Genomic DNA, 20472 nt, shown 5'->3' on the forward strand with positions numbered 1-20472 from the left:
GCAGGAGTCGGGACCGGGGCCGGGGCCCGGCGTGAGCCCGGGGCCCGCCGCACTGGGCGCGGCGTTGCTGCGGATCGCGGACGCGCACGGCGCCCCCCGCGGCGTGGGCTTCCTCGTCACCGACGAGCTCGCGCTGACCTGTGCGCACGTCGTGACCGCGGCGCTCGGCCTGCCGGACGGCGGGCCGTTGCCGGCCGCCGCGGAGGTCGTCGTGGACCTGCCCCTGGCGCGGGCGCCCGCCGACACGTCCGCCGGCACCCCCGTGCCCGGCGCCGGAAACGGGACCGGACCCCGTACGAACGCCCGCGTCGTGCACTGGGTGCCCGCGCAGGACGGCGGCGCGGGCGACATCGCGCTGCTGCGGCTGGTGTCGCCGCTGCCCGGGGCCCGGCCGGTACGGCTCGTCGAGACGGACGACACCTGGGGGCATCCGGCGCGCGCCTTCGGGTTCCCCGCCGGGCGGCCGGGCGGGGCCTGGCACTCGGGGGTGCTGCGCGCCCGGCAGGCCGGCGGATGGGTGCAGGCCGACCTCGCGGCGGGCGGCGGGTACCGGGTCACCGGCGGCTTCAGCGGCGGCCCCGTGTGGGACGACGAACTCGGCGGCGTGGTCGGCATGATCACCGTGGCCGAGGCGGGCGAACCGCCGGCCAGCTATCTGATCCCCACCGACACGCTCCTCGCCGTCCGCCCCGAACTGCGCGCGCTCACCTCGCCGCCGTCGCCGTTCCGGGGCCTGGCCGCCTTCCGTGAGACCGACGCCGCTCTCTTCCACGGCCGGGAGACGGAGAGCGCGGAGCTGGCGGAACAGGTGACAGGGCGGACCTGGACCTGCCTGGTCGGCCCCTCGGGCTGCGGCAAGTCCTCGCTCACGCTGGCCGGAGTCGTGCCGCGGCTGCGCGCCGAGGGCTTCGCGGTGGCAGTGCTGCGGCCCGCTTCCGGCAGCGGCCCCACCGCCGCGCTCGCCGCCGCCCTGCTGCCCCTGCTCGAACCGGACTTCTCCGAGACCGCCCGGCTCGCCGTGCTGCCGAAGATCACCGGGCTGCTGGCGCGGGGCGGCCTGCCCGACGTCGTCGCCCGGGTCCTGCACCGCGAGGAACGCGACCGGCTGCTGATCGTCGTCGACCAGCTGGAAGAGGCGTTCGGTGCCGCGCCCGGGACCGCGGCCGAACTGGCGGCCGTGCTCCTCGGCGACGGGCTCCCGCGATCCGTGCACGTCCTCGCGACCCTGCGTGCAGACTTCCTCGAGGACGCCCTCGCACACCCCGCCACCGGACCTGTGCTCCGCCGGGGCCTGTACGCGCTCGGACCGCTGGAGCCGGGACAGCTCCGGGAGATCGTCACGGCCCCGGTCGCAGCGGTCCCCGGTGTCGGGTACGAGTCCGGGCTCGTCGAGCGCGTCCTCGCCGACACCGGCGACGCCCCCGGCGCCCTGCCCCTGCTCGGCTTCACCCTCGACCGGCTCTGGCTGCGGCAGACCGGCGGCCTGCTCACCCACCGCTCGTACGACGAGCTCGGCGGCGTCACCGGCGCCCTCGGCAGGCACGCCGACAAGGTGTGGGCCGCGCGGGTGTCCGCGGCGGACGAGCCGGCGGCCCGGCGGCTGCTCGCCACGCTGATCCGGATCCCGCCCGGCGCCGGCGCGGCCGTCCGCCGGCCGGCCGGGCGCGGCGAACTCGACGCCGGTCAGTGGCGGATCGCGCAGCGGCTCGCCGAGACCCGGCTGCTGGTCACCGGGCACAGCCCCGAGGGCGCCGAGACGGTGGAACTCGCCCACGAGGCACTGATCGGCGGCTGGCGGCGGCTGGCCGACCAGGTGGCCGGGGACCGGGCGTTCCTGGTCTGGCGGGAGACGCTGCGGCACGACCTGGACCGCTTCGAGCACGGCGGGCGGACCCCCGACCTGCTGCCCGGCCCCGCCGCGCTGGCCACCGCGGAACCCTGGCTGCGTGAGCGCTCAGCCGACCTGGGCGACGCCGAACGCGCCTATCTGGAGCAGGGCCGCGCGCACCAGCGCTCCCGCGCCCGCAAGCGCCGTACGTTGCGCTCGGGGCTCGCCCTCGTCACCGTGCTCCTGCTCGTGTTCGGCGCGCTCTTCGGCTACTACCGGCACGTCAGCGCCGAACGCGCCGCGGAGTCCGCCTCCCGTGCGCTCGCCCAGTACTCCGCCGACCAGGCCGACGGCGACCCCGTGCTGTCGGCGCAGCTCGCCCTCGCGGCGTACCGTACGGCGCACACGCGCGAGGCACGGGACGCACTGCTGCGGGCCTACCTGGCGAACAACGCCGCCGACCGTGTCCTGACCGGACCGCAGGACGCGCCCATCGGCGCCGGGAACCTGCTGACCGACGACGCCACGGCCGTGCAGGCCAGTCTCGACGGCGACGTGGTGGTCGCCAGGTCCTCCGGCGGCCGGGCCACCGTCTACACGCACGCCACCGGCGGCCGGACCCGCAGCCAGGGCATCGACCAGGGCGTGCAGATCGCGTCCCCGCTGGTCTCGGGCGACGGCCGCCGGGCCGGATTCCTCGCCCTGAACGGCGAGTTGATCTGGTACGACGTCCACCGGGGCGCCACCGGGAAGCTGCTGGGCCGCGCGCACCGGCTGCCCGCCGTGGCCGGTACGGGCGACCAGCCCTACGACGGCTATCGGGCGGTGCTGTCCGCGGACGGCCGCTGGGCCGTCGCCCTCGGCAGGGAAGACCTGCTCTGGTGGGACCTGGACGCGCCGGACGGAGCCCCGCGCAACGGGCGTGCCGACGCACCGTCCGAGGTGGTGCACGACATCCGGCTCACCCCCGACGGCCGCACGCTGCTCGCCAGGATCACCGACCCGTCCTCGGACGGCTCCGGATACGGCGTGCTGGCGGTGGACCGGAGCACGGGCCGGACCCGGACGGTGGTGCGGGGCAGGACCGACCAGAACGTGCGGGTCTCCGGTGACGGCACGGCCGTGGCGGTCTGCACGCAGCGCGGTGACGACATGACGGTCCGGCGCCGGCCGGTCGAGGACGAACCGCCGTCGAAGGAACCGGCCGGCTACACGGAGAGGTTCACCTCGTGCGAAGCGATGATCAGCGTCGACACCACCGGCCGCCACGTCGCGCTCCGGGAGGACGGCTGGTACAACCTGATCGACCTGGACCACCGCACCATCGCGGCCAGCGTCGGGCGCCTCCGCGACGACGTGCTGAGTCCGTACCCGCTGCTCGCGCGCGTGGGCGGGCAGCCCGCTCTGGTGACCGTGGGCAAGAACCAGGTGGTCTACCTCCGGCTCGCCCAAGCCAACCGGATCCTCCCGGCCGGTACGACGGCGTTCACCGACGACGGCCGCGAGATGATCGTGGTGCAGTCGGACGGCTCGCGCATCGCGCGCTTCGCCGTCGGCGGCTCCATGGCCAAGGCCAAGGTGAACCGTCCCAAGCCGTACTGGGAGCCGCGGGAGAGCGACCTCATCCTCTTCGACCACGACAGGAAACACCTGGTGGACCGGGTCGCCAGCAACCGCGTCATGATCCGTACGGTCGCCACGCTCAAGCCGGTCAGGGAGATCACCGCGGTTCCGCTGCCGGACGACTCCAAGAACGATCTCGGCTTTTACTTCGAGCGGTCGGGGAGCCTGGTCACGATCTCCGGCACGGTGATCCAGCGCTGGGACACGTCCACCGGACGGCAACTCGCGCGCTACGACGCCAAGGTCCTGCACCCGACCTGGGCCGACGGCGTGCCGGGCCTCATGGTGACGCGCTACCCCGAACCCGGCCGGGTCGCGATCGCCGTCTGGGGCGAACGGGACGTGCGCGTCGTCGACCTGGCCGACGGCCGCACCGAAGCCAGGCTGGCCACGGGCACGGACACCAACACGGTGGGATTCACCGACGACGGCCGGTACTTCGCGCTGCTGCGCCGGGGCGGCGCGGTCGAACTGTGGCGGCACGAACCGCTGCGCAAGGTCCTCGGACCCGTCGGGCTGGGGGACAGCAGCTCGCAGTTCGCCCTCACCTTCCCAAGCCCGAACACGTTCCTGCTGGCCAGCCACGGTCTGATCCACCTCTACCGGCTCGGCGTGCCGGCCGGCGAGGAGGACCTCTACGACCTCGGTGAGACACGCTCGCAGTACCAGCCGTACGGTTTCCAGGCCGTCTCGCGCGACGGCCGGACCCTGCTGTACGTCGACAGCGACGGTCAGAGCGCCCCGCTCCGCCTGGACCCCGACGTGTGGCGCGACGACCTCTGCGCCGTCATCGGCTACCGCGAACCGTCCGCCGCCGCGGGGCTGCCGGTCGACCTGCCGAGCGGACCGCTCTGCCCGGATCCGGACACCGGCACGGGCAGCGGCTCCGGCTCCGGCTCCGGCGAACTCAACCCTGGGCACCCCCGGTTCCTGTGACGCGTCAAGAACGCGTCCGGCTCAGGGCGGCGGGCGGCCGGCCGTGTCGCCCGCCAGGTCGTCGGCGAGGACGACCGCGGCCGTGGTGCGCTTGCCGACCGGCTCCCGGTGCACCTCGTAGCTCTGGCAGACGGCCATCACGATGGCCAGGCCGTGCTGGCCGACCCGGCCGGGGTCGGCGGCGCGGGCGACGGGCAGGACCGGCTCGCTGTCCCAGACGGTGACCAGGACCCGGCCCGCGAGCAGCTCCAGGTCGAGCAGGCAGGGGCCGGGCGCGAACTTGCAGGCGTTGGTGACCAGTTCGCTGACGACGAGCTGCACCACGTACATCGCTCTCTCGGAGACCGGCAGACCGTGCACGGACTGGAGCCGGGACAGGAAGGCGCGGGCCGTGGCGCGGGCCCGGGCGATGTCCCCGGGGACGCCTTCGTAGGCCCTGGACGCCCCGACCAGCCGGCCGTCGGTGCGCTGGTCGTCGTTCCTGGCAGCCTCGTCCATGTGATCCGCCCTCTTCCTGAGCCGACCTTTCCGGTTCCTACCCCCATTGCCGGGGCGTCAGCCGGTTCGGATGCGGCGGCGGACGGCGGAATCACCGGGCACGTTACGGGAGTTGGCTGCGTTGCGGTGTCTGCCGCGGGATGTCCGCCACGGGTGCGGCCAGGTGGTCCTCCGTCGGGTCCGGGTCCGTCAATCGGTTGAGCCGGGCCGGTACGTCGAAGCCGACCAGCAGCACCACGATCACCGTGCCCGCGAAGGTGAGGACCGCCGGCGCCCGTCCCCAGGTCCATGCCGGAGGCGAGGTGGGCGCCGAGGGCACCCACGTTGTAGGTGAAGCCCAGCGCGGCGCTGCGGCCCGCGGTGGGAAAGTGGCCGCCGATGCAGCGCGGCAGCAGACCCGAGATGCCGAAGCCGGTGGCCTGGAGGGGCGGCGCCCTCACGCCGCACAGGCATCGGACATCTGACGTCCGCCCGCCCCACGCCTGCCCGCCGCACCCGCGCGCCGATCACCGGCACCCCCTCCGAGCTACGACGTCGGCCGCATCCGAGCCACGACGTCGGCCGCACGCGCGTAACGCTCCGCCTCGCCGGTCACCGGCCGCCCCGACGACCTGACCAGCTCGCTGTACGCGACGAGCCTGAACAGCAGTGCGCGCAGGAGCAGTTGATGCCGGTCGGGGTGCGGGGCGGCGGTCGGGGGCCGGGCGGAGGTGCCGCCGGCCGTCAGGAGACCGGGCGGCAGGCCGTACCAGAGCAGGCCGTCCATGAGGGCGACGGCCTCGGCGAACGCCGGTGGCCGCCAGTACGGCGAGAAGTCGATCACGGCGGGCGGCTCGCCGGGCGCGAAGAGCACATTGCCCGCGAGGTCCCCGTGGACGAGCTGTGCCGTGGACTGGTCCACCGGGCGCCGCAGCTCCAGCAGTGTCGCGAACGGCGCGGCGAGGCCGTCGAGCACGCCGACGTCCTGCTCGCCCCAGGCGACGCGGTCGGCGACGGCCCACGGATGGGTCCGCCGGTCCAGGAAGCCGGGCCGGGGCGAGTGCCGCAGGGCGGCGTGGAAGGCGCGGCCCGCGGCGAGCACACCGGCCCAGTGCCCGCGCGGACCGGTCCGGCCGGTCAGGAACCCGCCCGCGGTCCAGCCGTCCACGGCACACCGCCCGTCCATGGCCCGCAGCGGTCGTGGCACGCGGAGGCCGCTGTCCGGCGCCAGCCCCTCGAACAGGGCGGTCGCCCACTCGGTCTCGTCCTCGGGCCCGTCGGCCGGCTTGAACACGTACCCGCCGACGAGCACGCTCCGGCCCTGGCCGCCGTCGAGCGGGACGGGCCTGCCCGCCACACCGAAGGCGTCGAGCACGGAACGGGGCGGGACGGCGTCGGTCGGCAACTCGGTCACGCCGGCATCCTGCCGCTCCCGCGGCACCGGACGCATCTCGTCATGTCACAGGGCGGCGCGCTGTCTCGTCTCGGGAGCGTAGGCACCGACGAACACGAAGGAGTGCACCATGAACGCGCGACTCGACTACTTCGCCGCCCCGGCCACCGGCAAGGCCGTCAAGCATCTGTTGTCGGCGGGCCGGGCCCTCAAGGAGGCGCCGCTGCCGGCCGCGACGGCGGAACTGATCGCGCTGCGCGTGAGCCAGATCAACGGCTGCGCCGCCTGCATCGACATGCACACCAAGGACGCCGCCGCTGCCGGTGAGACCCCGGTACGGCTGCACCTGGTGGCGGCCTGGCGGGAGGCCACCGTCTTCACCGAGGCCGAGCGCGCCGCGCTCGAACTGGCGGAGCAGGGGACCCGGCTGGCGGACGCGGCCCCCGGCGTCGGCGACGATGTGTGGGCGCGGGCCGCCAAGCACTACGACGACGAGCAGCTCGCCGCCCTGGTGATGATGATCGCCTTCATGAACGCGGCGAACCGGCTGAACATCATCGCCCAGCAGCCGGGCGGCGACTACGAGCCCGGACAGTTCCACTGACACTTCAGAACTCAGAGGGGATGCCAGACGTGAGCAAGATCGAGGAGTTCGAGGAGCTGCGGCCGCTGCTGTTCTCGATCGCCTACCGGATCCTGGGCAGCGTGGGCGAGGCGGAGGACGCGGTGCAGGAGACCTGGCTGCGCTACGACGGCTCGGCGACCCGCCCCGTGTCGGCCAAGGCGTACCTGTCCGCCACGGTCACACGCCTGTCCATCGACGTACTGCGCTCCGCCCGGGTGCGGCGGGAGGAGTACGTCGGCCCCTGGTTCCCCGAGCCCCTGCTCAGCGACCCGTACGAGGACCCGGCGCGCTCGGCGGAGCTGGCCGACTCGGTGTCGATGGCGGCGCTGCTGCTGCTCGAACGGCTCAGCCCGCTGGAACGGTCGGTGTTCGTGCTCCGGGAGGTGTTCGGCTTCGGGTACGGCGAGGTCGCCGAGGCGGTGGGGCGCTCGGAGGCGGCGTGCCGGCAGCTGCTGGCGCGGGCCCGGCGGCACATGAACGCCGGGCGGCCCCGCTTCGAGGCGGACCGCCGGGAGCGGCAGGAGCTGGCCTCACGGTTCTTCGACGCGCTGAAGGACGGCGACGTGGGCGCACTCCAGCGACTGCTGGCCGCCGACGTGCGGATGGTGGGGGACGGCGGCGGCAAGGCGCCGCAACTGGCCAGGGCCGTCGTCGGTGCCCAGAACGTGGCCCGGCTGCTCGCCTCCGCTTTCCGGCACATGGCCGAGGCCGAGGTCACCTTCGAGGCGCACGAGGTCAACGGCCAGCCCGGCGCCATCTCCCGCGACCGGGACGGCAAGGTGCTCCACGCCTTGGCGCTCGACGTGCTCGACGGGCAGATCCAGACCATCCGTACGGTCATCAACCCCGACAAGCTCGGCCACCTCGGTCCGGTCGCCGACGCCTGGGCGGTCGACCGGGAGATACGGCGGGCCCGCCGGCGAACCGGGGCGGGCTGAGGCCGGCAGGCCAAGGTGCAGGGCGAGGCGCTCAGAGCAAGGTGCACAGTTGCGCAATCAGTAAACTGTCGGCATGGAGATCGAACAGGCGACGACGTGGGAAACGGCGGTCCTCGGCGGAGGGCCCGCGGACGGGGTGCGGATGAGGGTCGGCGACCGGCCCGGGGTGATCCAGGTGACGTGCCGCTGCGAGGTGGAGGCCCCGCCGGAAGGCGTACGCGCGGAAGCGCTGTACATCTACCGGCGCGACGTCCGCGTCCGCAGCGAGCCGTTGCGCTACGACTTCGACGCGGCGAGCCCCTGACCGGGACCGCCGTCAGTCGGAGTGGCCGGTGCGGATCGCGCCGCGGTCCGTACGGGCCGTGCCCTTGGACCCGGGGGTACCGGCCGTGCCCTCGGTCCCGGGGGTACCGGCCGTGCCCTCGGTCCCGGACGCCGTGGCGGTCCGCGCGGCCTCGTCGTCCTTCATCGCCCTGGTCTCGCTCTTCAGGATGCGCATCGACCTGCCGAGGCCCCGGGCGGCCTCCGGCAGCTTCTTCGAGCCGAACAGCACGATGATGACGATCGCCACGATCAGCAGATGCCAGGGTTCCAGTCCGTTGCGAAGCATCTTGCCCGCCTTCCGTTCCGTGAGCGTTCTCTCGTGGGGACGCTATGGGATGTGTTACTTGCGGCTTTGCGCAACTGTCTAACTCTAGCCGCCCGGATCAGTCGTCCGAGTCGGGCTTGTCCCCGGCGGCGGCGTACGCCTGGGCCGGTGTCATCGGGACACCGTCGAGGCTGACCGTCTTGTACTTGCTGACCGTGGCGCACGTCTCGGCCTCGTCGGCGGTGGACGCGTGGGCCTCGGAGACGGCGGCCCCGGTGTCGGCCGGGGCGGGCGAGGAGGCGCTGCCCGGATAGGCCGTGCCGCTGGGCCAGTCGCCGCCGATCACCAGGGTCAGGCCGTCGCCGTCGCCCTGCTTCAGGTGCGACGAGGGCAGTTCCAGGGCCTCGGCGACGGCCGTGGCCTCGTCCTTCTGCCCGGCCCCGTAGGTCAGGGTGGTGGTGGCCGACGGGCTCGGGGCGTTGGACGTGCTCGTACCCGAGCCGAAGCCCTGGTCGACGAGCGCGTCCGCGAGCTCCGAGGCCCGGCCGGTGACCGTGGTGCCGTTCTCCACCGTCACGCTGATCCGGGAGGTGTCCACGGCCGAGGCGCCGGCGGTGGGAGCGGCAGAGGCCGTCGCCTCGGCGGCCGCCGAGGACTTTTTGCCCGAACTCGTGGTCAGCGACTGGTCGTTGGCGATGGTCGAGAACAGGGACTCGGCACCCGCGCCGACCACCACCCGGTTGCTGTCCGAAGGGTCGGGAGCCGTCTGCATGGTGGTGAAGGTCATCCGGTCCGCGGGCACCTTGTTCACATCGGCGGCCAGCGCGACCAGCTTCTTCACGGTGCCGAGGCCGTCGTCCACGGTCAGTGCCTTCGTGGCGGCGTCGGCGAGCTTGTAGACCGCGGTGGGGTCGGTGAGCGTGCCCGCGCTCTTGAACTTGCGCATCATCGCGCTGAGGAAGATGTGCTGCGAGACGGTGCGGCCGATGTCGCTGCCGTCTCCGAAGCCGTGCCGGGAGCGGACGAATTGCAGGGCGGCCTCGCCCTTGAGCGTGTGCGTGCCCTCGGACAGCTTCAGGTGCGAGTAGGTGTCGTAGACGTCGTCGCTGACGCACACCGAGACGCCGCCGACCGCGTCGGACATCTTGACCACGCCGGAGAAGTCGAGCTGTACGAAGTGGTCGATCGGGATGCCGGTGAGCTGGTGGACGGTGGCCACCTGGCAGGCGGGGCCGTACTGGAGGGCGCCGTTGATCTGGCCGTGGAAGCCGGGCGTGGAGCTTCCGGTCGCCTTGTCCTCGCAGGCCGGGATGTCGGTCATGGTGTCGCGCGGGATGCTCATCATGGTGGCGTTGGAGCGGTCGGCGGATATGTGCACCACCATCTGCACATCCGCGTTGCCGACGGTCTGCACGCCGGACTCGGCGCAGCCGCCGCCCAGCTTGCAGTCCGCCTCGCTGGTGCGGCCGTCGGAGCCGATGACCAGGATGTTGATCGGGGTGCGGCCGAACGCGTCCGCCTTCTCGGTGCCGCCCTTGCCGTCGAGCGAGACGCTGTGGATGTTGCCGTTGAGGTGATGGTAGAGCCACCAGCCGGCCCCGGCCGTGACCAGGATCAGCAGGGCCAGGGAGATTCCGGTGATCTTCAGCAGCCGTTTGCCGCGTCCGGCAGGCTTGCCGCGCCCGGCCGCCCTGCCGGGCCTGGCCGATCCGCCGGGCCTGGCCGGCCCGCCGCGGCCGCCCCGCTTCCCGCCGCGCGTGCGGGTGGCCGCTCTGCGCGCGGCCCGGCCGCCCGCACCGTCCGGCAGATCGCTCATCTCCCACTCCTCACAACGGTCAGGCCCGTCAGACCTGACCGTCGGGGGTGCGGCAGGGCATGCGCGGCGGTGTGCGGGCAGCCGGAAGGGGGCACGGGCACCCCGGCTCGTGCGCCCACTTCAGTTGCTTAATTGCGTAATCTAGCAAATGTTAAGCGGGGTGATGCCGCCGGTACCGCCGCCGCGCCGCCAGGAGGGCCACGGCGTACAGGGCGAGGACGGCGGTGAGCATGAGGTAGTAGCCGGCGGGCAGCGCGGTGAGGCCGAGCAGCGGGCCGAGGGGCGAGAGCGGCAGCGCCAGGCCGATGGCGGTCAGGACGAGCGCGGCCCAGGTGACCGGGGTCGGCGAGCGGCGCTCGGCCGTGCGGCGGCCGGCGCCGAGCAGCAGCATGACCAGCGCCTGGGTCAGCAGGTTCTCGGTGAACCAGCCGGAGTGGAACACCGCCTCGTCGTCCCCGGTCCCCGGACCGTGCAGAGCAAGCGCCAGCACACCAAAGGTCAGCAGGTCGGCGACCGCGTTGAGCGCGCCGAAGCCGCCGATGAAGCGCAGCAGGTCCCCTGGGCGCAGCACGGTCGGACGGCGCAGCACCCCGGGGTCCGGGCGGTCCCGGGCGAAGGCGAGCTGCGCCGCGTCGAAGCACAGGTTCTGGGCGAGGACCTGCGCCGGGAGCATCGGCAGGAAGGGCAGGAGCAGGCCCGCGGAGAGCATCGCGATCACGTTGCCGAGGTTGGAGGAGAGCGTGACCCGCAGATACGTGGCGATGTTGCCGCCCGCGTACCGGCCCGCGGCGATGGCGTGCGCGATCGCGGTGAGGTCCTTGTCCGCGAGCACCACGTCGGCGCTCTCCCGGGAGACGTCGGCGGCGTCCCGCGGCGCGATGCCGACATCGGCGGCGCGCAGGGCGGGCAGGTCGTTGACGCCGTCGCCGAGGAAGCCGACGGTGTGCCCGTCCGCCCGCAGCGCCCGTACGACCCGCGTCTTGTGCTCCGGCGTGCAGCGGGCGAAGACGGTCGTACGGCGGGCGGCGCGGGCGAGCTCGGAGTCGGTGAGCCCCTCGAGGTCGGCCGCGGTGAGGACGGCGTCCTCGGCCACGGGGACGCCCAGGTCGCGGCAGGCGCGGACGGCGGTGCCCGGGTGGTCGCCGGTCAGCACCTTCACGGTGACGCGGCGGTCGGTCAGGACCCGCAGCGCCTCCGCGGCCGTGGGGGCGAGCGCGTCCCGCAGGGTGAGCAGACCGCGGAAGGTGAGGCCGCGTTCGTCGGCGGGGGTGTAGTCGCGGGTGCGGGCGGGACGGTCGGCGGTGGCGACCGCCAGCACCCGCAGACCGTCGGCGGCCTGCCGGGCGGCGAGGCCGCGCAGCCGCTCGCGCTCGTCGTCCGCGAGCACGCAGCGCTCCAGTACGGCGTCGACGTCGCCCTTGGTGACCAGGGTGTGCCGGCCGAGCCGGCCGGGGGTGCGGACGACGGCGGTGGTGAGGCGGCGCAGCGGGTCGAAGGGCACCGCCGCCGTCCCGTCGTACGCCGTCAGCGCGTCCTCGTCGGCCGCGTCGAGGATCGCCTCGTCGAGGGCGTCGGGCTGCGGGAGGTCGGCGAGCTGGAGGGTCCACCACGCGTTCACGGCGGCCCAGTGCAGCACGTCCGCGGCGTCGCTGCCGTCCGGGCCGAGGGCGCGGTCGACGACCGGCCGGTCCTGGGTGAGGGTGCCCGTCTTGTCCAGGCACAGCACATCGGCGGCGCCGATGTCGTGCAGGGCGGGCAGCCGTCTGACGATCACGCCGTGGGTGCGGGCCAGGAGCGACGCCCCGCGCGCCAGGCACAGGGTGACGAGGACCGGCAGCATCTCCGGGGTCAGTCCGACGGCGACCGCGACGGCGAACGGCAGCGTCTCCAGGCCGCGGCCGCGCAGGGCCGCGTTGGCCATCAGCACCAGCGGCGGCGTCAGCAGCATGAACCGGATCAGGATCCAGGAGATGCCGTGGACCGAGCGGTCGAAGGCGCTCGCCCGCGGGGGCCCGGACGTACGGCCGTGGGCGGCGGCGAAGCGGGTGTGCGGTCCGGTCGCGGTGACGACCGCGGTGGCGCTCCCGGCGGTGACACTGCTGCCCTGGAAACACCACTGCGGCCGCTCGAACGGCCCCGCCGGGTCCTGGCCGCCGCGGGCGGGCCGGTCGTCGTCGGCGTGTTTCGGGACGGGGGCCGACTCCCCGGTCAGCGCGGACTGGTGCACGGTCAGCCCGTGCGCCCGCAGCAGCCGTACGTCCGCGGGCACCAGGTCGCCCGGACCGAGGCGGAGCACGTCGCCGGGGACCAGCTCCGCCACGGGTATCTCGCGGGGTACCGCCCGCGCGTCCTCGTGTGGGCGGCGCAGCACGGTGGCGGTGGTGGCCACCAGGCTCCGCAGCGCGGCCGTCGACCGGTCGGCCCGGTGCTCCCCGGACGCGCGCAGCACGCAGCTCACCGCCACGAGGAGGGAGATCACCGCGGCGGTCCCCCAGGAGGAGACGAGCGCCGAGACGAGCCCGAGGCAGAGCAGGACCGCGGTGAACGGATCGCGCAGACTGCGCACGAAGAGCCGGGACCAGCGGGCCTCGTGCCGGGCCGGGAGGTCGTTCGCGCCGAAGCGGGACTGGCGCTGCTCGGCCTCCGCCTCCGTCAGGCCGCGCGGTCCGCCGTCCAGCCGGCGCAGTACTTCGAGGACGGTCGGCGCCGGGCGGCCCGCGGCGGGCGCCTCGACGATGCCGGGGCCGTCGGCCGCCGCGGACGCGGGCGTGTCCGCCGACCGCGGCCCCGGGTCCCGTACCGAGTGCGGGGCAGCCTCAGCCACCGGTTCCATGCAGCCGCCGTACCGGCGCGGCGGCGTGCTGCGAGCGGGCGGTCAGCTGACCGACCATGACCCGCACCAGCGTCACGACGTCGGGGTCGTCGATGTAGTAGATCTGCCGCCGGCCCTCGCGGCGGGAGCGCACGAGCCCGGCGAGCTTCAGCTTGGCCAGGTGCTGGCTGACCGCGGGCAGTGCGCCGCCGACCCGGTCCGCGAGGTGCGTGACGTCGCTCTCGGTCTGCGACAGCGCCCACATCAGATGCAGCCGGGCCGACGAGGCGAGCAGCCCGAAGGCGGCGGCGGCCTCCGCCAGCACCTCGGCAGGCGGGTCCTCGTAGCCACCCGCGTTCTCCGTCACAGCCCTCTCCCGTCCCGCCCGGTTCCATCGGCCGACGCCCGTGCGCCCACAAGTGTAGGTGCCGGTGCGAATGTCATGAGCGTGTGACAGATGGCCACCGGTTCCTCGTCGATGATCGACAAGGATGGCTCCGGCACCGTTCCGCATCTAGGCTTGCGCAAACAAGCAAGTTTTATGGAAGATTTTTCCGAGCGGAGGACAACACCGTGGGCATCATCGGCTGGATCATTCTCGGACTGCTCGCCGGAGCCATCGCCAAGGTGCTGCTTCCCGGCCGCGACCCGGGCGGTCTGATCGGCACCACGCTCATCGGCGTCGCGGGTGCCTTCGTCGGCGGCTGGCTCTCCGCCCGTTTCCTCGACCGCCCGGTGGAGAAGCACTTCTTCGACCTCTACACCTGGGGCGCGGCGATCGCCGGTTCGCTGGTGCTGCTGATCGGCTACCGCCTCCTGTTCGGCAACTCCCGGGACTGAACCGCCCAGCCGTCGGCCCGGGCGGTCACTGCTCGGGCCTGTTCACCCGGATCAGCGTCTGCTGTCCGTTGGCGACCAGCTTGCGGCGGCCGTCCCGGACCGCGAAGACCTCGAGCCCGCAGACCGTCAGGGTGCGGCCCGACTTCAGGACGGTCCCGATCGCCTCGATGTGGTCACCGGCCGCGGGCGCGAGGAGATTGATCTTGTACTCGACGGTGAGCACGTCGCTGTCCTCCGGGAACAGCGTGTAGGCGGCGTAGCCACCGGCGCTGTCCGCGACGGCGCTGGTGGCCCCGGCGTGCACGTAGCCGTGCTGCTGGGTCACCTCGGGGCGGCTCGGGAGCGTGATGTGCACGCGGCCGGGGCCGATGTGTGATATCCGGGCGCCGAGGTGGGTCATCAGCCCCTGCCGGCCGAAACTCTCCTGGATGCGTTTCTGCACCTCGGGGGCGGCCTGTTCCAACCGCGTCCGTCCCGACCGCGTCTCGTCCTCCGGGTGTTCCACGTGCGCTCCTTCGCGTAGGGCCGGGCGGATCCGTCAGCCGGTCAGGCGTTGCGCCGGCAGGAAGCCGCCGATGGCGATCATCATGACACCGCAGGCCCGGGTGACGGCACGGGCCGCCGGGGGCCGGGTCCTCAGCACGGTGCGGGCGAGCACGCCGACACCGGGGTGGACGACGGCGCAGGCGGTCATGTGCAGCGCGCCGAGCAGCCCCGTCCGCGCGGCCACCGGCCGGCCGCCCGCGGGGCGGACGAACTGCGGGAACCAGCGGCTCTACGACGACCACCTGGCCCGCCTCCCCGGCGCCCAACGCCTGACCTCCACCCTCGTCGTGAAGTACGTGGTCCAGGACCGCCCGCTGCCCGAGTAGCCGTGGGTGCCGCGAGGGAGAGGCACGGCCACGGGCGGCTTCGCGCCCGTCTGGCAGACTGCCCGGCATGGCCGAGCCGAGTCCGAAGGCGGACCTCCTCCGTTATCTGCAAGAGGCGCGGGACGCCCTGCTGTGGAAGCTCGAAGGGCTGTCGGAGTACGACGTCCGGCGCCCGCTGACTCCGACGGGCACGAACCTGCTGGGTCTGGTCAAGCATGTCGCCGGGGTGGAGCTGGGGTACTTCGGCGACACCTTCGGGCGACCGTACTTCGACGGCGAGGAGCCGCCCGCCTGGTGGTACACGCGGGACGCGGAGCCCAACGCCGACATGTGGGCAACGGCGGAGGAGTCGCGCGAGGACATCGTCGGGCTGTACCGACGGGCGTGGGCGCACTCCGACGCCACGGTCAGGGCGCTGGAGCTCGACGCGATCGGTCATGTCCCGTGGTGGCCGGCGGAGCGGCGGACGGTGACCCTGCACCACATCATGGTGCGGGTCCTCTCCGACACCCAGCGGCACGCGGGGCACGCCGACATCGTGCGCGAGCTCGTCGACGGGACCGCCGGGCATGTGCGGGGCAAGGACACTCTGCCGGACCGGGACCAGGCCTGGTGGGAGAGGCACCGGTGTCGGCTGGAGGCGGTGGCGCGGGAGGCCGGGGGCGGCTGAGCCGTCCGGCGGCGGCGTGCGGGCGCCGTGGATGGCGGGTGGGCGCCAGGTGGCGGTGTCCGACTTGATAGGCAAGTCGGGGCTTGCCTATGGTGGGGAGTATGGCGGAGGACGTCTTCAAGGCGCTGGCCGATCCGACCCGGCGGCACATCCTCGACGAGCTGGTGGAACGCGACGGTCAGACCCTGTTCGAGATCTGCACCCGGCTGGTGACCAGGCACGGGACGGGGCTGTCGCGCCAGGCGATAAGCCAGCACCTGGCCGTACTGGAGTCCGCGGGCCTGGTCCGTTCCCGGCGCGAGGGCCGCTACAAGTTCCACGACCTGAACACCGAACCCCTCGAGCGCATCGCGACCCGATGGCTCAGGCCCGACGCACCGGAGAGCACCCCATGAGGATCCACCTCACCAGCGTCTTCGTAGACGACCAGGAGACAGCCCTGCGCTTCTACACCGACGTGCTGGGCTTCCAGCAGAAGCACGACATCCCGATGGGCGGGGCCCGGTGGGTGACCGTGGTCTCGCCGGAGGACCCCGACGGCACCGAACTGCTGCTGGAGCCCTCGGGCCACCCCGCGGTGCAGCCGTACAAGACGGCGCTCGTCCAGGACGGCATCCCGGCCGCCTCCTTCGCCGTGGACGACGTACAGGAAGAGTTCGGCCGGCTGAGCAAGCTCGGGGTCCGGTTCACCCAGGAGCCGCTGACGATGGGCGCGGTCACCACCGCCGTGCTCGACGACACCTGCGGCAACCTGATCCAGCTCGTGCACGGCGAGTGACCACACAGGTATCACAGAAGAAAGGTGGCAGATCATGAGCCACAGCGAGGAGAAGGCGCTGCTCGCGGGCGGCTGCTTCTGGGGCATGGAAGAGCTGGTCCGGACGTTCCCCGGTGTCCTGGACACCCGGGTCGGATACAGCGGAGGTGACGTGCCGAACGCGACCTACCGCAACCACGGCACGCACGCCGAGTCGATCGAGATCACCTTCGACCCCGCCAGGACCGACTACCGCACGATCCTGGAGTACTTCTTCCAGATCCACGACCCGACCACGAAGAACCGGCAGGGCAACGACATAGGCCTCAGCTACCGCTCCGCCGTCTTCTACCTCGACGAGGAGCAGAAGCGGGTCGCCGAGGAGACCATCGCCGACGTCGACGCCTCCGGACTGTGGCCGGGTGCCGTCGTCACCGAGGTCGTCCCGGCCGGCGACTTCTGGGAGGCCGAGCCCGAGCACCAGGACTACCTCCAGCGTTACCCGGACGGCTACACCTGCCACTTCGTACGCCCCGGCTGGCGGCTGCCCAGGCGCAGTCAGGCCTGACGGCCCGGCCGGTACCACCCGTGCGGCCGGTCCCCTCGCTCCGGTGAGGGGCCCGGCCGCACGCGTATGCAGGCCCCCGCGCACGAGGCGTGCGGGCGGTACGTCCTACGCGGTGCGTTCCCTGAGTCGGTGGGGGTGGGCCGGGAACACGCCGAGGACGCGCACCTCGGACGAGAAGAAGCGCAGTTCGTGGAGGGCCAGGGCGACGCCCTCGTCGTCGGGGTGTCCCTCGACCTCGATGTAGAAGCGGCTGGCCCCCAGGCCCGCGCCCATCTGGTAGCTCTCGATCTTGGTGAGGTTCACGGCGCTGCTGGCGAACCCGCCGAGCGCCTTGTACAGCGCGCTGGGGATGTTCCGCACGCTGAAGAAGAGGCTGGTCACCGTGGGCTCGCCGGGGCTGGACGAGAAGGCCGCGTCCCGGGAGAGGACGACGAAGCGCGTGGTGTTGTCCGGGTCGTCCTCGACCTCCGGGCGCAGCACCTCGAGCCCGTAGCGCCGCGCGGCGGCGGGCGGTGCCAGCGCCGCGTGCCGCCGGTCGCCCAGCTCGGCGACCTCGCGGGCCGCCCCCGCGGTGTCGTCGCTGACCAGCGTGCGCCAGCCGCCCTCGCGCAGCACCTTGCGGCACTGGCCCAGGGCGTGCACATGGCTGCGTACGCACTCCACCTCGTCGAGGGAAGTGCCGGGGACGCCCATGAGGTCGAAGCGGATGGCCAGGAAGTACTCGGCGACCATGAACAGGCCCGACTCCGGGAGCAGGTGGTGCACGTCCGCGACGCGTCCGGCCGCGGAGTTGTCCACCGGGATCACCGCGACGTCGGCCTTGCCGAGCGTCACGGCGTCCAGCGCCTGCTCGAAGCTCGTGCAGGGCACTTCGGTGCATCCGGGATACAGGTCGTGGGCGGCGGTCGCCGAGTTGGACCCCGGTTCACCCTGGTATGCGACGATCGTCACGGTGTTTCGCTTTCGGCCGTGGGTGCGGTGCCTGCGGACGGCAGGAGATCTTCAGTCAACCGCACCCGCCGTCGCAGCGCAGACCTGTCCGGCATCAGAGACTCCGGAGGGTGACGGCGGGCCCCGGCGACCCGGGCCGCCGCCTTGGGTGTGATCGGAGCGTCCGGGCCCTCAGGCGGCCGCGGTCGCGTTGATCGTCACGGGGATGTTGCCGCGCGTGGCCTTGGAGTACGGGCAGATCCGGTGGGCGGCGGCGCCGAGTTCGGCGGCCGTCGGCTGGTCCACGCCGCCGAGCTCCAGGTTGAGGACGGTGCCGAGGCCGAACTCGCCGTCGTCGCCGTGCGTCAGGGTCGCCTCCACGACGACGGTCGTACTGGTGAGGCTGATCTTCCGCTGAGCGGCGGCCCGGCGGACGGCACCGAGGAAACAGGCACCCCAGCCGGCCGCGAACAACTGCTCGGGGTTGGTGGCGTCACCGGCCCCGCCCAGCTCTTTCGGAATGGCGAGCCGGGTCACGAGGTGCCCGTCCCCCGTCGACACGTGTCCGCCGTTGCGGCCCTCGCCCGTCACGGTGACGACGCCGGTGTAACTCACGGTCATGATGATCTCCTGCTCGATGGCTGGCTTCTGGTCACTTGGTCTTCAGGGGGCCCTGGAAGGACTTGCGCAGGGACGCGGGGGCGACGAGGGGCAGCAGGGCGGCGAGCAGCTTGGCCTTCAACCCGGCGGGCCTGCGCGTGAGTTCGACGTCGATACGGGTGCCGGTGCCCTCTGGGGTGAGCCGGAAGACCCAGCCGCCGCCGGGACCGAACAGCTTGGAGTCGAGCGTGGTGACGGTGACTCGGCCCTCCAGCGCGTCCCAGTCGTAGCGCGCGCGTTCCCAGGCGGCGGCGGTGCCCTCGGTGACCTCGGCCCAGTCCTCGCCGAGCCCGTGAACGGTGAAGTGGTCGGCGTCGATGCTGGGCCAGTCCTCGGCGCGGGCCGGGCTGAAGTCGGTCAGGACCTTCAGCGCGGCGGCCGGGCCGAGCGTGGACACGAGCCGGAGACGGACGACTGCCATGGGGTTTTCCTCACTCGGATGCAAGTGGATGTGAAGCGGATGTACGGGGGTACGGGGGCTGCCGGTCAGAGGTGGTGGGCGTCGACGACGGCCTGGGCGAACGCGGTCGGCGCCTCCTGGGGGAGGTTGTGGCCGATGCCGGCGAGCGTGCGGTGCTCGTACTTGCCGGTGAAGCGGTCGCGGTAGGTGCTGCCGTTGCCGGGCGGGGTGAAGGGGTCGCGCTCCGCGTCCAGCGTGATGGTCGGGACGTGGATGTACGGGCGGGTGGCGAGCCGCTGCTCGTAGCGGTCGTAGCGCTGTTCGCCCTCGGCCAGGCCGAGGCGCCAGCGGTAGTTGTGGACGACGATGGCGGCGTAGTCGGGGTTCTCGAAGGCGGCGGCGGTGCGCTCGAAGGTGGCGTCGTCGAAGTCCCAGGTGGGGGAGACGGTGTCCCAGACGAGACGCGTCAGGTCGTGGCGGTTGTCCGGGGTCTCCATGGCGGTGCGGCCGCGCTCGGTGGCGAAGTAGTACTGGTACCACCAGCTCAGCTCGGCCCGCGGGGCGAGCGGTGTCTTCTGGGCCTCGACGTCGGTGATGAGGTAGCCGCTGACGGAGACCAGGGCGGTGACGCGCTCGGGCCACAGGGCGGCGATGATGCCGGCGGTGCGCGACCCCCAGTCGAAGCCCGCGAGGGCCGCCCGGTCGATCTTCAGGGCGTCCATGAAGGCGATGATGTCGAGGGCGATCGCGGACTGCTGCGCGTTGCGGACGGTGCGGTCGGACAGGAAACGCGTGCTGCCGTGGCCGCGCAGATAGGGGACGATCACGCGGTAGCCCTGCGCCGCGAGCAGCGGGGCCACGTCGACGAAGCTGTGGATGTCGTAGGGCCAGCCGTGCAGACAGATCACCACCGGCCCGTGCCGGGGGCCCGTCTCGGCGTAACCCACGTCCAGCAGACCGGCCTTGACCTGCTTGACCGTGGCGAACGAGGAGTGCGTGCCCGGAGCGGTCTCCGGCACCACGGGAGCCGTCGCCGTCCTGCCCGGTGCGTCGGAGGCGGTCGCGACACCGTGCAGGCCCGTCAGTGAGACGGCCGCCGCGCCGGTGCCCAGGCTCATGGCCTTGCTGAAGGTCCGCCTGTCGATCATGTGAAGCCCTCCGTGTCGAGATGCCGGCCCGTGTGGCGCGGGGCGCGGGTGGGTCAAGCGGCGTTCGGACGAACGCTGTTGACGACGCCGTCTCCGTCGGTACCGGGGGCGGCGTGGCTCGACACTCACACAACAGGCGTCACCGGTCAAGCCGGTGACGAGCCGGAGTGGCGAGCGATTCGTCACCGCCTTGACAGGTGACGCCCGATGGCGCACCCTTGCCTCAGCCACGCACTACGGCTGCATGAGTCACGACGGCCACGGCGGTCGCGGCACCACGGCGTCAAGTCACCCCTGACACAGCGGAGGTCGGCCATGAACGGCGGAGAGACGATGGACAGCGCTGCGGCGGCCCGGCACGCGCGCTTCGGCAAGCTGCCCGAGCGCGTCCGCTACGAGGACCTGGTCGAAACGGAGGCGGCCACGCCGGACACCGGCGCGGGCACCGCGTACAACCCCGAGGGCTCGTGGAACCACTTCTCCTGCCTGGCCCTGGACCTGGGGCTGTAGGGCCGCCGCCCGGCGACCGCGGTTCCGGTCGATGGGCCGGCCGCCCCGGAACACACGCGTGCCGCCGGTCGGTGTCGAAC

The 20472-nt window shown here is 73.0% G+C and carries 22 protein-coding genes and 1 pseudogene; 11 read left to right on the top strand and 12 right to left on the bottom strand.

All coding sequences use genetic code 11. The features are described 5' to 3' along the window. Positions 1-31 precede the first annotated feature (31 nt). Positions 32-4387 (top strand): trypsin-like peptidase domain-containing protein, encoded by a 4356-nt coding sequence (locus ACFV6E_RS04815; RefSeq protein ID WP_385459413.1) that lies wholly within the window; start codon positions 32-34, stop codon positions 4385-4387. A 21-nt stretch (positions 4388-4408) separates the two neighbouring features. On the opposite strand, the gene ACFV6E_RS04820 is transcribed toward ACFV6E_RS04815, so the two are convergent. From ACFV6E_RS04820 to ACFV6E_RS04830, 3 genes and pseudogenes are all read right to left on the bottom strand, one after another. Further along, the gene (locus ACFV6E_RS04820; RefSeq protein ID WP_385170448.1) at positions 4409-4885 is read right to left on the bottom strand and encodes an ATP-binding protein; all 477 of its coding nucleotides are present in this window, start codon (positions 4883-4885) and stop codon (positions 4409-4411) included. Between the two features lie 103 nt (positions 4886-4988). Continuing rightward, positions 4989-5310: pseudogene (locus ACFV6E_RS04825) on the bottom strand (MFS transporter); the annotation flags it as partial. Positions 5311-5411: 101 nt separating this feature from the next. Next, positions 5412-6278 carry an aminoglycoside phosphotransferase gene (locus tag ACFV6E_RS04830; protein WP_385170451.1) on the bottom strand — a complete coding sequence of 289 codons (867 nt, stop codon included), beginning with the start codon at positions 6276-6278 and terminating at the stop codon, positions 5412-5414. Between the two features lie 109 nt (positions 6279-6387). Between ACFV6E_RS04830 and ACFV6E_RS04835 the strand changes: the two genes are divergently transcribed. The 3 genes from ACFV6E_RS04835 to ACFV6E_RS04845 all read left to right on the top strand — a co-directional run bounded on the left by ACFV6E_RS04835 (position 6388) and on the right by ACFV6E_RS04845 (position 8124). Next, complete coding sequence (locus ACFV6E_RS04835) at positions 6388-6861, top strand: carboxymuconolactone decarboxylase family protein (protein WP_385459415.1); 474 nt, start codon at positions 6388-6390, stop codon at positions 6859-6861. 29 nt (positions 6862-6890) lie between these two features. Continuing rightward, positions 6891-7820 carry an RNA polymerase sigma-70 factor gene (locus ACFV6E_RS04840; RefSeq protein ID WP_385170457.1) on the top strand — a complete coding sequence of 310 codons (930 nt, stop codon included), beginning with the start codon at positions 6891-6893 and terminating at the stop codon, positions 7818-7820. Between the two features lie 73 nt (positions 7821-7893). Further along, a complete protein-coding gene (locus tag ACFV6E_RS04845) occupies positions 7894-8124 on the top strand; it encodes a hypothetical protein (protein ID WP_385170460.1) in 231 nt (76 codons plus the stop codon). Positions 8125-8136: 12 nt separating this feature from the next. On the opposite strand, the gene tatA is transcribed toward ACFV6E_RS04845, so the two are convergent. The 4 genes from tatA to ACFV6E_RS04865 all read right to left on the bottom strand — a co-directional run bounded on the left by tatA (position 8137) and on the right by ACFV6E_RS04865 (position 13404). Continuing rightward, positions 8137-8430 carry a Sec-independent protein translocase subunit TatA gene (gene tatA / locus ACFV6E_RS04850; RefSeq protein WP_385459417.1) on the bottom strand — a complete coding sequence of 98 codons (294 nt, stop codon included), beginning with the start codon at positions 8428-8430 and terminating at the stop codon, positions 8137-8139. A 97-nt stretch (positions 8431-8527) separates the two neighbouring features. Next, a complete protein-coding gene (locus ACFV6E_RS04855) occupies positions 8528-10225 on the bottom strand; it encodes an LCP family protein (protein WP_385170465.1) in 1698 nt (565 codons plus the stop codon). Between the two features lie 151 nt (positions 10226-10376). Continuing rightward, positions 10377-13058, bottom strand: coding sequence for a magnesium-translocating P-type ATPase (gene mgtA, locus ACFV6E_RS04860; RefSeq protein ID WP_385459419.1), 2682 nt, complete (start codon positions 13056-13058; stop codon positions 10377-10379). Then, positions 13042-13404, bottom strand: a complete 363-nt coding sequence (locus ACFV6E_RS04865) for an ArsR/SmtB family transcription factor (protein ID WP_385170470.1) — start codon at positions 13402-13404, stop codon at positions 13042-13044. Before ACFV6E_RS04865 ends, mgtA begins: the two co-directional genes overlap by 17 nt. 206 nt (positions 13405-13610) lie before the next feature. Between ACFV6E_RS04865 and ACFV6E_RS04870 the strand changes: the two genes are divergently transcribed. Next, positions 13611-13877, top strand: coding sequence for a GlsB/YeaQ/YmgE family stress response membrane protein (locus ACFV6E_RS04870; protein WP_385170473.1), 267 nt, complete (start codon positions 13611-13613; stop codon positions 13875-13877). 25 nt (positions 13878-13902) lie between these two features. On the opposite strand, the gene ACFV6E_RS04875 is transcribed toward ACFV6E_RS04870, so the two are convergent. After that, positions 13903-14277, bottom strand: coding sequence for a PaaI family thioesterase (locus ACFV6E_RS04875; protein WP_385170498.1), 375 nt, complete (start codon positions 14275-14277; stop codon positions 13903-13905). 175 nt (positions 14278-14452) lie between these two features. Between ACFV6E_RS04875 and ACFV6E_RS04880 the strand changes: the two genes are divergently transcribed. The 5 genes from ACFV6E_RS04880 to msrA all read left to right on the top strand — a co-directional run bounded on the left by ACFV6E_RS04880 (position 14453) and on the right by msrA (position 16744). After that, positions 14453-14749, top strand: coding sequence for a hypothetical protein (locus tag ACFV6E_RS04880; protein WP_385170476.1), 297 nt, complete (start codon positions 14453-14455; stop codon positions 14747-14749). Positions 14750-14816: 67 nt separating this feature from the next. Beyond that, complete coding sequence (locus tag ACFV6E_RS04885; RefSeq protein ID WP_385170478.1) at positions 14817-15419, top strand: DinB family protein; 603 nt, start codon at positions 14817-14819, stop codon at positions 15417-15419. Positions 15420-15520: 101 nt separating this feature from the next. Next, a complete protein-coding gene (locus ACFV6E_RS04890; RefSeq protein WP_385170480.1) occupies positions 15521-15814 on the top strand; it encodes an ArsR/SmtB family transcription factor in 294 nt (97 codons plus the stop codon). Further along, positions 15811-16197: a VOC family protein gene (locus ACFV6E_RS04895; protein WP_385459421.1), complete on the top strand. Its 387-nt coding sequence runs from the start codon at positions 15811-15813 to the stop codon at positions 16195-16197. The genes ACFV6E_RS04890 and ACFV6E_RS04895 overlap by 4 nt, the downstream gene beginning before the upstream one ends. Before the next feature lie 34 nt (positions 16198-16231). Further along, positions 16232-16744 carry a peptide-methionine (S)-S-oxide reductase MsrA gene (gene msrA, locus ACFV6E_RS04900; RefSeq protein WP_385170484.1) on the top strand — a complete coding sequence of 171 codons (513 nt, stop codon included), beginning with the start codon at positions 16232-16234 and terminating at the stop codon, positions 16742-16744. A 105-nt stretch (positions 16745-16849) separates the two neighbouring features. Here msrA and ACFV6E_RS04905 read toward each other — a convergent pair whose 3' ends face one another. From ACFV6E_RS04905 to ACFV6E_RS04920, 4 genes are all read right to left on the bottom strand, one after another. Continuing rightward, positions 16850-17695 carry a prephenate dehydratase gene (locus ACFV6E_RS04905; protein ID WP_385170486.1) on the bottom strand — a complete coding sequence of 282 codons (846 nt, stop codon included), beginning with the start codon at positions 17693-17695 and terminating at the stop codon, positions 16850-16852. 171 nt (positions 17696-17866) lie between these two features. Then, on the bottom strand, positions 17867-18295 hold the full coding sequence (locus ACFV6E_RS04910; protein ID WP_385459423.1) for an Ohr family peroxiredoxin: 429 nt from the start codon (positions 18293-18295) through the stop codon (positions 17867-17869). Positions 18296-18326: 31 nt separating this feature from the next. Beyond that, positions 18327-18755, bottom strand: a complete 429-nt coding sequence (locus ACFV6E_RS04915; protein WP_385170491.1) for a hypothetical protein — start codon at positions 18753-18755, stop codon at positions 18327-18329. Positions 18756-18820: 65 nt separating this feature from the next. Then, complete coding sequence (locus ACFV6E_RS04920) at positions 18821-19882, bottom strand: alpha/beta fold hydrolase (RefSeq protein WP_385459425.1); 1062 nt, start codon at positions 19880-19882, stop codon at positions 18821-18823. Between the two features lie 315 nt (positions 19883-20197). On the opposite strand from ACFV6E_RS04920, the gene ACFV6E_RS04925 reads away from it, so the two are divergent. After that, positions 20198-20392, top strand: a complete 195-nt coding sequence (locus ACFV6E_RS04925; protein WP_385170497.1) for a hypothetical protein — start codon at positions 20198-20200, stop codon at positions 20390-20392. The last annotated feature ends 80 nt before the right edge of the window (positions 20393-20472 follow it).

The organism is Streptomyces sp. NPDC059785, assembly GCF_042732375.1.
GTDB lineage: Bacteria > Actinomycetota > Actinomycetes > Streptomycetales > Streptomycetaceae > Streptomyces.

Bases quoted from the DNA above. Each gene is read 5' to 3' on its own strand.
- ACFV6E_RS04820 (WP_385170448.1), bottom strand. From the start codon at position 4,885: ATGGACGAGGCTGCCAGGAACGACGACCAGCGCACCGACGGCCGGCTG.
- ACFV6E_RS04835 (WP_385459415.1), top strand. From the start codon at position 6,388: ATGAACGCGCGACTCGACTACTTCGCCGCCCCGGCCACCGGCAAGGCC.
- ACFV6E_RS04845 (WP_385170460.1), top strand. From the start codon at position 7,894: ATGGAGATCGAACAGGCGACGACGTGGGAAACGGCGGTCCTCGGCGGA.
- tatA (WP_385459417.1), bottom strand. From the start codon at position 8,430: ATGCTTCGCAACGGACTGGAACCCTGGCATCTGCTGATCGTGGCGATC.
- ACFV6E_RS04855 (WP_385170465.1), bottom strand. From the start codon at position 10,225: ATGAGCGATCTGCCGGACGGTGCGGGCGGCCGGGCCGCGCGCAGAGCG.
- mgtA (WP_385459419.1), bottom strand. From the start codon at position 13,058: ATGGAACCGGTGGCTGAGGCTGCCCCGCACTCGGTACGGGACCCGGGG.
- ACFV6E_RS04875 (WP_385170498.1), bottom strand. From the start codon at position 14,277: ATGACCCACCTCGGCGCCCGGATATCACACATCGGCCCCGGCCGCGTG.
- ACFV6E_RS04880 (WP_385170476.1), top strand. From the start codon at position 14,453: ATGGCGATCATCATGACACCGCAGGCCCGGGTGACGGCACGGGCCGCC.
- ACFV6E_RS04885 (WP_385170478.1), top strand. From the start codon at position 14,817: ATGGCCGAGCCGAGTCCGAAGGCGGACCTCCTCCGTTATCTGCAAGAG.
- ACFV6E_RS04890 (WP_385170480.1), top strand. From the start codon at position 15,521: ATGGCGGAGGACGTCTTCAAGGCGCTGGCCGATCCGACCCGGCGGCAC.
- ACFV6E_RS04895 (WP_385459421.1), top strand. From the start codon at position 15,811: ATGAGGATCCACCTCACCAGCGTCTTCGTAGACGACCAGGAGACAGCC.
- msrA (WP_385170484.1), top strand. From the start codon at position 16,232: ATGAGCCACAGCGAGGAGAAGGCGCTGCTCGCGGGCGGCTGCTTCTGG.
- ACFV6E_RS04910 (WP_385459423.1), bottom strand. From the start codon at position 18,295: ATGACCGTGAGTTACACCGGCGTCGTCACCGTGACGGGCGAGGGCCGC.
- ACFV6E_RS04915 (WP_385170491.1), bottom strand. From the start codon at position 18,755: ATGGCAGTCGTCCGTCTCCGGCTCGTGTCCACGCTCGGCCCGGCCGCC.
- ACFV6E_RS04920 (WP_385459425.1), bottom strand. From the start codon at position 19,882: ATGATCGACAGGCGGACCTTCAGCAAGGCCATGAGCCTGGGCACCGGC.
- ACFV6E_RS04925 (WP_385170497.1), top strand. From the start codon at position 20,198: ATGAACGGCGGAGAGACGATGGACAGCGCTGCGGCGGCCCGGCACGCG.